11 protein-coding genes and 1 pseudogene are annotated in these 11,451 nt (G+C 71.8%); 7 read left to right on the top strand and 5 right to left on the bottom strand.

Annotated features, from left to right (window positions below; genetic code table 11):
* Positions 1-31: 31 nt before the first annotated feature.
* Positions 32-319, bottom strand: a complete 288-nt coding sequence (locus ACQPXD_RS51730; RefSeq protein ID WP_432831838.1) for a DUF1707 SHOCT-like domain-containing protein — start codon at positions 317-319, stop codon at positions 32-34.
* Between the two features lie 4 nt (positions 320-323).
* Positions 324-803, bottom strand: coding sequence for a Cys-tRNA(Pro) deacylase (gene ybaK, locus ACQPXD_RS51725; RefSeq protein ID WP_432831836.1), 480 nt, complete (start codon positions 801-803; stop codon positions 324-326).
* 17 nt (positions 804-820) lie between these two features.
* Here ybaK and ACQPXD_RS51720 point away from each other — a divergent pair, with 17 nt between their 5' ends.
* Positions 821-1,567 carry a hypothetical protein gene (locus ACQPXD_RS51720; RefSeq protein ID WP_432831834.1) on the top strand — a complete coding sequence of 249 codons (747 nt, stop codon included), beginning with the start codon at positions 821-823 and terminating at the stop codon, positions 1,565-1,567.
* Here the strand turns inward: ACQPXD_RS51720 and ACQPXD_RS51715 are convergent.
* Positions 1,527-2,732, bottom strand: a complete 1,206-nt coding sequence (locus ACQPXD_RS51715; protein ID WP_432831832.1) for a THUMP-like domain-containing protein — start codon at positions 2,730-2,732, stop codon at positions 1,527-1,529. The two genes, ACQPXD_RS51720 and ACQPXD_RS51715, sit on opposite strands and share 41 nt — an antisense overlap.
* Before the next feature lie 184 nt (positions 2,733-2,916).
* Here ACQPXD_RS51715 and groES point away from each other — a divergent pair, with 184 nt between their 5' ends.
* The 3 genes from groES (at position 2,917) to ACQPXD_RS51700 (ending at position 6,603) form a co-directional block, all read left to right on the top strand.
* Positions 2,917-3,231, top strand: a complete 315-nt coding sequence (gene groES, locus ACQPXD_RS51710) for a co-chaperone GroES (RefSeq protein ID WP_432831830.1) — start codon at positions 2,917-2,919, stop codon at positions 3,229-3,231.
* Between the two features lie 92 nt (positions 3,232-3,323).
* Positions 3,324-4,970, top strand: a complete 1,647-nt coding sequence (gene groL / locus ACQPXD_RS51705) for a chaperonin GroEL (RefSeq protein WP_432831828.1) — start codon at positions 3,324-3,326, stop codon at positions 4,968-4,970.
* 124 nt (positions 4,971-5,094) lie between these two features.
* Positions 5,095-6,603: a molybdopterin-dependent oxidoreductase gene (locus ACQPXD_RS51700; RefSeq protein ID WP_432831826.1), complete on the top strand. Its 1,509-nt coding sequence runs from the start codon at positions 5,095-5,097 to the stop codon at positions 6,601-6,603.
* A 153-nt stretch (positions 6,604-6,756) separates the two neighbouring features.
* On the opposite strand, the pseudogene ACQPXD_RS51695 reads toward ACQPXD_RS51700, so the two are convergent.
* A pseudogene (locus ACQPXD_RS51695) lies at positions 6,757-7,122 on the bottom strand (WhiB family transcriptional regulator); the annotation flags it as partial.
* A 180-nt stretch (positions 7,123-7,302) separates the two neighbouring features.
* On the opposite strand from ACQPXD_RS51695, the gene ACQPXD_RS51690 reads away from it, so the two are divergent.
* Positions 7,303-8,061 carry a helix-turn-helix transcriptional regulator gene (locus ACQPXD_RS51690; protein ID WP_432831824.1) on the top strand — a complete coding sequence of 253 codons (759 nt, stop codon included), beginning with the start codon at positions 7,303-7,305 and terminating at the stop codon, positions 8,059-8,061.
* Positions 8,062-8,132: 71 nt separating this feature from the next.
* Here the strand turns inward: ACQPXD_RS51690 and ACQPXD_RS51685 are convergent, their stop codons facing one another.
* Positions 8,133-8,525: a DUF5319 domain-containing protein gene (locus tag ACQPXD_RS51685; RefSeq protein WP_432831822.1), complete on the bottom strand. Its 393-nt coding sequence runs from the start codon at positions 8,523-8,525 to the stop codon at positions 8,133-8,135.
* 122 nt (positions 8,526-8,647) lie between these two features.
* Between ACQPXD_RS51685 and guaB the strand changes: the two genes are divergently transcribed.
* Positions 8,648-10,147, top strand: coding sequence for an IMP dehydrogenase (gene guaB, locus ACQPXD_RS51680; protein WP_432831820.1), 1,500 nt, complete (start codon positions 8,648-8,650; stop codon positions 10,145-10,147).
* Between the two features lie 38 nt (positions 10,148-10,185).
* Positions 10,186-11,304, top strand: a complete 1,119-nt coding sequence (locus ACQPXD_RS51675) for a GuaB3 family IMP dehydrogenase-related protein (protein ID WP_432831818.1) — start codon at positions 10,186-10,188, stop codon at positions 11,302-11,304.
* The last annotated feature ends 147 nt before the right edge of the window (positions 11,305-11,451 follow it).

Here is an 11,451-nt window from a genome sequence, read left to right as displayed (position 1 = left end):
TCGGTGAAAGCCGTCAGCTCGGTGCAGGCCGTCAGTGAAAGAGGGTGTAGGCCGTCCCGATGAGGACCACCGCCAGCAGGGCCAGGGCGAAGGTCAGCAGCAGCTGGTGGTCTTCGCGCCGGGCCGCCGCCGGCGGCGGCGGGGTCAGGGCCGGCAGGTCGATGACCGCGGCGCGCAGGTCGTCGAGGGTCTTGGCCGCGTAGACCGTGTCGACCCGGTCGGAGAACTCGTCCAGCGTGAGCCGGCCCGCTTGGGTGTGCCGTTGCAGGTCCGCGATCACCCGCTCGCGGTCCTCGTCCGATGCCCGCACGGCGACCATGCTGTCAGTGTGCCGCGATCGGCGCCAGGGTCGCGCCGGTGACCTGCACGAGGTCGGCCGGGGCCAGCTCGATCTGCAGGCCGCGCCGGCCGCCGGAGACATACATGGTGGGCAGCTCCTCCGCCGACGCGTCGATGACGATCGGCAGCCGGGAGCGCTGGCCGACGGGGGAGATCCCGCCGGTCACGTAGCCGGTGGCCCGCTCGGCCGCGGCCGGCTCGGCCATCGCGGCCCGCTTGCCGCCGACGGCCGCGGCCAGCGCCTTGAGGTCCAGCGACGACGAGACCGGCACCACGCCGACCGTGAGCTGCCCGTCGACGGTGGTGATCAGGGTCTTGAACAGCCGCGCCGGGTCGACGCCCAGCGCCGCGGCGGCGGCCTCGCCGTAGGAGGCGGCGCGCGGGTCCACCTCGTAGGTGTGCGGGGTGAACGCGATCTTCGCGCGCGTCAGGAGCGCGGTCGCCGGGGTGCCCTTGCTCGCCACTGGCCCACAATAGCGACATGCGAATCGGCGCCGTCCAGTTGTATCTCGGCCACGGCCACCTGTTCCTCGGCGCGTCCAGCGGCATCGACCTGTCGGTCTTCGACGGCGACGGGGCGGTCACCGCGACCGAGCATCACGTGCGGATCGCGGCGCGGCCGCAGGTCGGGCCGGTGCGGGTGCGGCTGTGGCAGGGCGCCGGGCCGCGCGTTGGCCGGCTGGTCTTCGACGGGCTGCTCAAGCTGCCCGACGCCAAGTTCTGCGTCGAGGAGGGTACGGGTCTCTCGCGGTACCTCGTCAAAGTCAACAGCCACGGACCGCGCGTGCTGGTGGCCGTCGACGACCCCGGGCACGCCTCGCGTGTCGACGTGGTGCTGGATCCGGAGTTCGTGCCGCGCAGCGCGCAGGTGTGGACGGCCGGCGAGCCGCCGTTTCCGAAGCTCACGGTATCGCCGACCGCGCCCCGGCACCGGGCCGACGCGGTCGCCGATGCCCTGGCCGGGCACGACTTCCCGCGCAAGCGGCTGACCGCGGCGCTGCTGGTCGTCGCCGAGGAGCGGCGGCAGCGCAACTCCGAGCAGAGCGTCGCCTTCTACGTCAACGACATCGTCGAGTGGCTGCGCTGGCTCAACGACCGCCTGACCTACGAGATGTGCCGCGACACGGGCCGCCACCTGCTCGGCCAGCTCGGCCTGCGCCCGCCCGACAAGCTGGCCGATGAGGTGCTCAGCGACCTGCAGCGGCGCCTGGGCCATCCGCTGGTGTGAGCAGCAGCGCGGCCGGCGCTCCGCCGATGCGGGTCAGGGCGAGCACCGCCGTTCTCGATCCGTCCAGGCGCAGCTGCCGCCGCAGCTCCTCCACGTCGTGGGCGGAGCCGCGCTTGAGGATCTGCAGCGCGCCGACGTCGAGCGCGCGCAGGGCGGCTCGCAGCTTCTTCAGGGCGATCGGGAGCCGTTCGAGGATGGTGTACGGCCGGGCGAATGGTGTCTCAATTCGCTGATTTGTCGTGACATAGGCGATCGTGGGGTCCAGCAGGGCGCCGTCGAGCGCCTCGGCGAGTTCCGCGACCAGATGGGCCCGGACGACCGCGCCGTCGGGGTCATACAGATAGGCCCCGAGCGGGCCGGCCGGGGCCTGCCGCTCTCCGGTGCCGGTCAGTTCGAAGGCCTCCGAACCGCGCAGCACGGTCGCCCGGCGCGGCGCCCCGGCGAGCGGCCCGCACCACGCGGCCGCCTCGACCACGTCGCCGTCCACGGACACCCACTCGCCCTCGGCCCCGGCCGGCAGCAGCGCGTGGTCGATGCCGGGGGCCAGCTTGAGCACCGTGTGCGGCACGCGCCCGGGCAGGCCGGTGACGAACTCCCAGGGCGGCGAGTACGCCCGCGGGTCGAACACCCGCCGGCCGCCCGACGTGCGCCGGGCCGGGTCGCAGAACACGGCGTCCACCGCGTCCAGCGGCGTCTCGGTGGCGTCCTGTGTGTCCACCGTCACCGAGTCCCGCAGGCCGAGGGCGCGCACGTTGGCCGCCGCGACGGCGGCGGTGACGGGTGAGGCGTCGACGGCCTGCACGCGCAGCCCCGCTCGGGCGAAGGCGATGCTGTCGGCGCCGACGCCGCAGCCCAGGTCGGCCACGCGCCGCACGCCCGCGGCGGCCAGCCGGGCCGCCCGGCGCCGGGCCACCGCGCCCCGGGTGGCCTGCTCCAGGCCGGCCCGGGTGAAGAGCATGCCGGCCGCGTCGGGGCCGAACTTCGCGGCCGCCCGGCGGCGCAGGTCGGCCTGGGTCAGCGCGGCGGCGGCCAGCCGGGGCTCGAATCCGCGGGCCCGCAGCGCGGAGGCTGCGGCGAGCGGGTCGTCGCCGGGCACCGCGCCGGCCGCCGCCAGCGCGGCCCGTCCGGCCTGCGTGTCCAGGGCCAGCACGTCCTCGAGCTCCACGCCGAGATTATCCCTGGGTGATTTCGCGGCGTGTTTGGCACTCTAGTTGACGGAGTGCTAGACGCCGACATAACCTCCGATTAGCACTCTCGTGTCGAGGGTGCCAGCCAACCCGGCCGGAGCCGGCACCCGCGACGACGGCTTCACCGGGCACTCGATAGCAAGCTAGATACCCCAGGAGGGTATGCCCGTGACTACCGCGACGCAGGTTGCGATCAAGCCGCTCGAGGACCGCATCCTGGTCCAGGCCAATGAGGCTGAGACGACCACCGCCTCGGGCATCGTCATTCCGGACACCGCGAAGGAGAAGCCCCAGGAGGGCACCGTCATCGCGGTCGGCCCGGGTCGCATCGACGACAAGGGCAACCGGGTGCCGATCGACGTCAAGGTCGGCGACACCGTGATCTACTCGAAGTACGGCGGCACCGAGGTCAAGTACTCCGGCACGGAGTACCTCGTGCTCTCCGCCCGCGACGTTCTCGCCGTCATCGAGAAGTGACCGAGTTTCATTAAGGCAGTGGCCACCGCCCCGGACCCTTGCGCAGGCGCGAGGCAGCCGGGGCGGTGTCGCTTTGAAGGGAATCCATAAGCATGGCGAAAATCCTGAGCTTCTCCGACGAGGCGCGCCACCTGCTGGAGCACGGCGTCAACCACCTGGCCGACACGGTCAAGGTCACGCTCGGCCCCCGGGGACGCAACGTCGTCCTGGACAAGAAGTTCGGTGCCCCCACCATCACCAACGACGGCGTGACGATCGCCAAGGAGATCGAGCTCGCCAACCCGTATGAGAACCTCGGCGCGCAGTTGGTCAAGGAGGTCGCCACCAAGACCAACGACGTGGCGGGCGACGGCACCACGACCGCGACCGTGCTGGCCCAGGCGCTCGTGCGCGAGGGTCTGCGCAACGTGGCCGCGGGCACCAACCCGGCCGGCATCAAGCGCGGCATCGACGCGGCCGCGGCCGCGGTCGTCAACGCGCTCAAGGACAAGGCCACCCCGGTCGCCAGCCACACCGAGATCGCGCAGGTCGCGACCATCTCCGCGCAGGACGCCACCATCGGCGACCTGATCGCCTCGGCGATGGAGCGGGTCGGCCGCGACGGCGTCATCACGGTCGAGGAGGGCTCGACCCTCACGACCGAGCTCGAGGTCACCGAGGGCATGCAGTTCGACAAGGGCTTCATCTCCCCGCACTTCGTGACCGACAACGAGGCGCAGGAGGCGGTCCTCGAGGACACCTACGTCCTCGTCACCACCCAGAAGATCGCCGCCATCGAGGAGCTGCTGCCCCTCCTGGAGAAGATCGTCCAGAGCAGCAAGCCGCTGCTGATCATCGCCGAGGACGTCGAGGGCCAGGCCCTGTCGACCCTGGTGGTGAACGCCATCCGCAAGACCTTCAAGGTCGTCGCGGTCAAGGCGCCCGGCTTCGGCGACCGCCGCAAGGCCATGCTGCAGGACATCTCGATCCTGACCGGCGCCGAGCTGGTCGCCCCGGAGCTTGGCTACAAGCTCGAGGCGGTCGGCCTGGAGCAGCTGGGCACCGCGCGGCGGGTCGTGGCCACCAAGGACCTGACCACGATCGTCGACGGCGGTGGCGACAAGTCCGAGACCTCCGCCCGCGTCGAGCAGCTGCGCAAGGAGATCGAGGCCTCCGACTCCGACTGGGACAAGGAGAAGCTCAACGAGCGCATCGCCAAGCTCGCCGGCGGGGTCGCGGTCATCAAGGCCGGCGCCGCCACCGAGGTGGAGATGAAGGAGCGCAAGCACCGCATCGAGGACGCGATCTCGGCCACCAAGGCCGCGGTCCAGGAGGGCATCGTCCCGGGCGGCGGCGCCGCCCTGGCCCAGATCCAGTCGGTCCTCGACGGCGACCTCGGCCTGAAGGGCGAGGAGAAGGTCGGCGTCTCGATCGTGCGCAAGGCCCTGGTCGAGCCGCTGCGGTGGATCGCCCAGAACGCGGGCTTCGACGGCTACGTCGTGGTCGGCAAGGTCGGCGCGCTCGACTTCGGCCACGGCCTGGACGCGGCCACCGGCGAGTATGTCGACCTGGTCAAGTCGGGCATCGTCGACCCGGTGAAGGTGACCCACAGCGCGGTCGCCAACGCCGCGTCGATCGCCGGGCTGCTGCTCACCACGGAGAGTCTGATCGTCGACAAGCCGGAGGCGCCGGAGCCGGCCGCCGCGGGCGGCCACGGCCACTCGCACGGCCACGGGCACTCGCACGGCCCGGGCTTCTGACCCAACCGCTGCACCGCACACGGCCCCGGGCGCCCGCGCCCGGGGCCGTGTCGTAGCTGGGCGAAAGATTAGGGAGTCATTACCGGGCTTGGTCCCGCCGGGATGATCGCCGCATGCTAGGGGCGTGCAGACTCGCAGGTTCGCAGCGCTGACCGGGCTGGCCGCCGCCGGCGTCGCGCTGGGCGTCGCCGAGGTGGTCGCGATCCTCACCGGCGCCACCACCTCGCCCCTGGTCAGCGTCGGTGGCGTGGTCATCGACAGCGTTCCGGCAAAGGTCAAGGATTTCGCCGTCGCGGTGTTCTACACCTACGACAAGCTGGCCCTGAGCGTCGGCATGCTGATCATCCTGGCCATCGTGGCCGCGCTCATCGGCATCTTGGCGGCGAGGCGCGAGATCTGGGGTTACCTCGGCCTCGGCGGGTTCGGCGTGATCGGCATCGTGGCGGCGCTGAGCCGGCACAACGCGCCCTGGTATGCGTTCGTGCCGACGCTCGTCGGGGTGCTCGCCGGCGCCGGGACCCTCCGCTGGCTGCTCACCCGCGAGGCGGGGGACAACGCCACGCCCGAGGAGCGCCGCTCGTTCCTGCGCACCGCCGGCTACACGCTGGTGGGGGCGGTGGTCGTGGGATTCGCGAGCCGCTGGTGGTCGACCCGCCGGGGCGTGGAGGCGGACCGGGCCTCGGTGAACCTGCCCCCCGTGGCGCCGAACTCGGTCGCGCCCCTGCCGCCGAGCGCCGACGCCGGCCTGCCCGACCTGTCGCCGTTCGTCACGCCCAACCAGGACTTCTACCGGATCGACACGGCCCTGGTGGTGCCGCAGCTCACGACCGAGGACTGGCAGTTGCGCATCCACGGCCGGGTCGACAAGGAGATCACCATCAGCTGGGACGAGCTGCTCAAGCGGCCCATGATCGAGCGGTACATCACGCTCGCCTGCGTCTCCAACGAGGTGGGCGGCGACCTGATCAGCAACACCAAGTGGCAGGGCGTGCGGGTCTCCGACCTGCTCGACGAGGCGCGCCCCCAGGCCGGGGCCGATCAGGTGGTGAGCCGATCGATCGACGGGTTCACCGCGGGCACCCCCACCGCCGTGCTGCGCGACGGGCGCGACGCCATGCTGGCCATCGCCATGAACGGCGAGCCGCTGCCGGTCGAGCACGGTTTTCCGGTTCGCATGGTCGTGCCTGGGTTGTACGGATACGTGTCCGCGACAAAATGGCTCGTCGAGCTCGAACTGTCGTCGTTCGCCGATTTCGACGCATATTGGATCAAGCGCGGCTGGGCCGCGCAGGGCCCGATCAAGACCGAGTCCAGAATCGACACGCCGCGCGCGGGCGCCAATCCCCGGGCGGGCGAGGTCACGATTGCCGGGGTGGCCTGGGCGCAGCACCGGGGCATTTCCAAGGTCGAGATCCAGGTCGACGACGGGGCGTGGCAAACGGCCACGCTGCTGCCCGTACCGTCGACCGACACGTGGCGGCAGTGGACGCTGCAGTGGCAGGCGACCCCCGGGCGGCACCGGCTGACCGTGCGCGCCACCGACAACGGCGGACAGACGCAGACCGACGCCGTGGCGCCGCCGGATCCCGACGGCGCCACGGGGTGGCACTCGGTCAACGTCGAGGTGCGCTGACGATCCGCTTCACCGGGCCGCGGTGCGCGACCGGGCCGTCCCGGCCGCGATGTGCGGGCGCCGCTGGGACGGCACGCCGGGCGCCGGGTGGGTCGGGCCCGGACGCCCGGACACGGTGCGCAGCGCCTGCTGTGCCGCGGCCGCGGCGGCGGCCGCCGGCATCGGCGGGGCCGGGCGCAGGCCCAGCTTGGCCTCCAGCCGTGCGACGTCCACCCGGGAGCGCCCGCGGTCCGCGGCGTCCTCCCAGCCCAGCGCCAGCAGCCGCAGCCGCTCGCCCTCGGTGAAGCCGCCCCACACGCCGTACGGCTCCCGCGTGGTCAGCGCCTGGGCGGCGCACTCGGCCCGCACCGGGCAGGCCCGGCACACGTTCTTGGCGGCGGTCTCCCGCCGGCCGCGCGACGCGCCGCGTTCGCCGTCGGGGTGGAAGAACTGGGCGCTGTCCCGTCCGCGGCACAGGCCGAGCCGCTGCCAGTCCCAAACGTCCGCGATCGGACCGGGCAGGCGAGTCACATTCGTCATTCGCTCCTCCTTCCAGGCGTGCGGCCTGGAATTCGCCCGTCGCACAAACTCTGTACAACGCGCGAGACCGCCACAGGTAACGGCATGTCGTCGGTCAATTTCTGGCAGGCCAATCGCGGCGAAACCACGTCCCGATCTCGCCATTTCGTGTTTCTCTCTTTGAGAGAGAGGAGTACGACGGTGCGTACGATTTTGGTGTGTGTGCGAACACAGGTCGCGGCACAGACGGTTGCCGCAGCCGCGGCCAGACTGGGAGTGGCACACGCGGTGCGGACCGCCGTCACGATGGTCGAGGCCCTGGCGCGGCTCAGCGAGCAGCAGGCCGACCTGGTGCTGGCGGACCCGACGCTCGCCCGGCCCGACAGCGCGGAGTTCTCCCGCCGCGTCCTGGCCGTGGCGCCGGGCGCGACGGTGGTGTTCTTCGGCACGGAGGAGCCACGGGCCGCCGCCGCGGCGATCGCGGCCGGCGCCAGGGCGGTCCTGCGCGTCGACACGGCCGACCCCGTGACGACGCTCGCGAAGGCGGTGCTGCTGGTGCTCAGCCAGGTGGGCCGCGGCAACGGCGAGCCGGTGCTGCAGGCGCGGGTGGGCGCCCCGACCCAGGCGGCGGGCGGCATGCTGCCGGCCGGCCGCGGGCTGCCGGGCGCCGCGCGGACGGCGGTCGGCGTGCCCAACGCCCGGGTGACCGGTGCCGGGGTACCGCAGCAGCGCGGTGACGTCGCGGGTGAGCCGCCCCGCCGGCGCGTGGAGCTCACCGAGCGGGAGCTGCAGGTGTTGCGTGGTATGGCGGACGGCAAGAGCAACGCCGAGATCGGGCGGGAGCTGTTCGTCTCCGAGGACACGGTCAAGACGCACGCTCGCCGGCTGTTCCGGAAACTCGGCGCACGCGACCGGGCACACGCCGTAGCGGCGGCATTCCGTGCCGGGCTCGTGAGCTAGCGACGCTGCGGGCCATCGGGGGCATGCCGCAGCCGGTACCCGCCGCGCGTGAAACCTAAACGGAGACCTGATCAGCCTTCGTTGTCGTCGGTCGCGCTCGCCAATGCGTCGTGGACTCCGTCAGCGTAACCCCGCGCGTACTCCCACGTGACGTAATGGTCGGGATCGGGGTCGAAGGCGGGCTCGTGCACGCGGGGGCGGCCGGAAGTGAGCAGGTGCTTCAGGTTGCCCCGCAGCAGATCCCAGTCGAAGTAGTGCGGCTCGTGGCAGTCCTCACACTCGATGACCAGCCCACGGACGCCGATCGCCGTGAGCAGCGCCTGGTAGATCTCGAGGTCCGCAAGGTCCTCGAGAACGTCCTGGCGCTCGGCGGCGGTCAACGGGTCGTCACTCCCGCTGTCGTCGAGCTCGGCCGAGGGGTCGGCCGGGTCTCCGGCGAACGGGTCGATGGGCTCTTCGTGCACGCCTCAACGGTAGCCCCAAACGCCCTCGGTGTGGGCCCGGGCACGGACCGACCATGGCGGGAGGGTGCGCCGCCCGGTCGGAAGTACGATGAGACGCACCCGCCGGACGACCGAGAGCTGGGATGCGCTTCATGGACTTCTCGCGACCTGACGTGCTGCCTCTGGGCCTGACCTTCGACGACGTGCTGCTGCTACCGGGCGAATCGGACGTGGTGCCCAGCGGCGTAGACACGTCGAGCCAGGTCACCCGCAACATCACCCTCCGGATACCGCTCGTGTCCAGCGCCATGGACACCGTGACCGAGGCACGGATGGCGATCGCCATGGCGCGGCAGGGCGGCATCGGCACCCTGCACCGCAACCTGTCGATCGAGGACCAGGCGCAGCAGGTCGACCTGGTCAAGCGGTCGGAGGCCGGCATGGTCACCAACCCGATCACCTGTTCGCCCGACGCCACGGTCGGCGAGGTCGACGCGCTGTGCGGCCGCTACCGCATCTCCGGCGTGCCGGTCACCGACGCCGAGAGCCAGCTCGTGGGCATCGTCACCAACCGTGACATGCGCTTCGTCTCCGACCCGACCACCCGGGTGCGCGACATCATGACGGTCGCCCCGCTGGTCACCGCGCCGGTCGGGGTGAGCAAGGACGAGGCGCTCACCCTGCTGCGCAAGCACAAGGTGGAAAAGCTGCCGATCGTCGACGGCTCGGGCAAGCTGCGCGGCCTGATCACCGTGAAGGATTTCTCCAAGAGCGAGAAGTTCCCGCACGCCACCAAGGACGAGGCCGGCCGGCTGCGGGTCGCCGCCGCGGTGGGCGTCGGCGACGACTCCTACAAGCGGGCCCGCACGCTCATCGACGCCGGCCTGGACATCGTCATGGTGGACACCGCGCACGGGCACAACCGCCAGGTGGTGGACATGGTCGTCCGGCTGAAGAAGGAGACCTCGGTCGACGTCGTCGGCGGCAACGTGGCCACCTACGAGGGCGCCAAGGCGCTCGCCGAGGCCGGCGCCGACGCGGTCAAGGTCGGCGTCGGGCCCGGCTCGATCTGCACCACCCGGGTGGTTGCCGGGGTGGGTGTGCCGCAGATCACCGCGATCATGGAGGCCGCCCGCGCCTGCCGCCCGCTCGGCGTGCCGGTGATCGCCGACGGCGGCGTGCAGTATTCCGGCGACATCGCCAAGGGCATCGTGGCCGGCGCCGACACCGTGATGCTGGGCAGCCTGCTGGCCGGCTGCGAGGAGAGCCCGGGCGACCTGATCTTCATCAACGGCAAGCAGTACAAGTCGTATCGCGGCATGGGCTCCCTCGGCGCCATGCAGTCCCGCGGCCAGGCGCGCTCCTACTCCAAGGACCGCTACTTCCAGGACGACGTGCTCTCCGACGACAAGCTGGTCCCCGAGGGCATCGAGGGGCAGGTGCCCTACCGCGGCCCGCTCGCCGGGATGGTTCACCAGCTGGTCGGCGGGCTGCGCTCGGGCATGGGCTTCGTCGGCGCCGCCACCGTCCCCGACATGCACGAGCGCGGCCGGCTCATCCGGATCACCGCCGCGGGGCTCAAGGAGAGCCACCCGCACGACATCCAGATGACGGTCGAGGCACCGAACTACCACTCCCGGTAGCGGGAAGTAGTACACCCCGAATTCAACAGGAGCTGACAATGCGTGACGTGGTCGAGATCGGGCTGAGCAAGAACGCCCGGCGTGGCTACCACCTGGACGACATCGCGATCGTCCCGACGCGCCGCACCCGCGACGTCGACGACGTTTCCACGAACTGGCAGCTCGACGCGTATCCATTCAAGATCCCCTGCGTGGCGCACCCGTCCGACGCCACGATGAGCCCGGCCACGGCCGTCGCGCTGGGCAAGCTCGGCGGCCTGGGCGTGCTCAACGTCGAGGGGCTCTGGACGCGGTACACGGACCCCACCAAGATCCTGGAGGAGCTGGCCGGCCTCGATGACGAGGCCCCGGCCACGGCCCGCCTGCAGGAGGTCTACGCGGAGCCGATCAAGCCCGAGCTGATCGGCGAGCGGGTCAAGGAGATCCGCGACGGCGGGGTCACGGTCGCGGTGCGGGTGTCGCCGCAGCACACGCTCGCCCTGGCCCCGGTGATCCTCGACGCCGGCGTCGACATCCTGGTCATCCAGGGCACGCTCGTCTCGGCCGAGCACGTCTCGACCACCGACGAGCCGCTCAACCTCAAGGAGTTCATCGCCGACCTCGACCTGCCGGTCATTGTCGGCGGCTGCACCAACTACCAGACCGCGCTGCACCTGATGCGCACCGGCGCCGCCGGCGTGATCGTGGGCATCGGCGCCGACGAGTGGTCGACCACCGACCGCGTGCTCGGCATCCGGGTGCCGATGGCGACCGCGATCGCCGACGCCGCCGACGCCCGCCGCGACTATCTGGACGAGACCGGCGGCCGATACGTGCACATCATCGCCGACGGCAACATCCAGACCTCGGGCGACATCGCCAAGGCCCTGGGCTGCGGCGCCGACGCGGTCATGGTCGGCGAGCCGCTGTCGCGCAGCGAGTCGGCCCCGGCCGGCGGCGCGTGGTGGCACTCGGCGGCGAGCCACCCGAAGCTGCCGCGCGGCTCGTTCGGCTCGGCGGAGCCGGCCCTGGGCAGCCTGGAGAAGGTGCTCTACGGCCCGTCCGAGGACCCGGACGGCGCGCTCAACCTGTTCGGCGGCCTGCGCCGGGCCATGGCCAAGTGCGGATACCGCGACCTGAAGGAGTTCCAGAAGGTCGGCCTGATCCTGGACAAGTAACGCCGCTCACGCCACGGGCCCGGCCTGCCGGGCCCGTTCGCGTCTTCGCGGCCTCCTGCTTGATCCGCCTGCCGGGTGCTTCCCCGTGCGGCCCGTCGGCGGCTCGCCGAGCGCGGCGTCAACATGGCGGAGCCGGCGAAGCCGGGA

The sequence above is a fragment of the Dactylosporangium sp. CA-092794 genome, assembly GCF_050948465.1.
Taxonomy (GTDB): Bacteria; Actinomycetota; Actinomycetes; order Mycobacteriales; family Micromonosporaceae; genus Dactylosporangium.
Note: the sequence above shows the minus strand (reverse complement) of the source record. Positions and strands in the feature narration are given on the sequence as shown.

What these genes read in the sequence shown, in the direction of transcription:
- ACQPXD_RS51675 (WP_432831818.1), top strand. Translation starts at nt 10,186, where the DNA reads ATGCGTGACGTGGTCGAGATCGGGCTGAGCAAGAACGCCCGGCGTGGC.
- guaB (WP_432831820.1), top strand. Translation starts at nt 8,648, where the DNA reads ATGCGCTTCATGGACTTCTCGCGACCTGACGTGCTGCCTCTGGGCCTG.
- groES (WP_432831830.1), top strand. Translation starts at nt 2,917, where the DNA reads ATGCCCGTGACTACCGCGACGCAGGTTGCGATCAAGCCGCTCGAGGAC.
- ACQPXD_RS51720 (WP_432831834.1), top strand. Translation starts at nt 821, where the DNA reads ATGCGAATCGGCGCCGTCCAGTTGTATCTCGGCCACGGCCACCTGTTC.
- groL (WP_432831828.1), top strand. Translation starts at nt 3,324, where the DNA reads ATGGCGAAAATCCTGAGCTTCTCCGACGAGGCGCGCCACCTGCTGGAG.
- ACQPXD_RS51730 (WP_432831838.1), bottom strand. Translation starts at nt 319, where the DNA reads ATGGTCGCCGTGCGGGCATCGGACGAGGACCGCGAGCGGGTGATCGCG.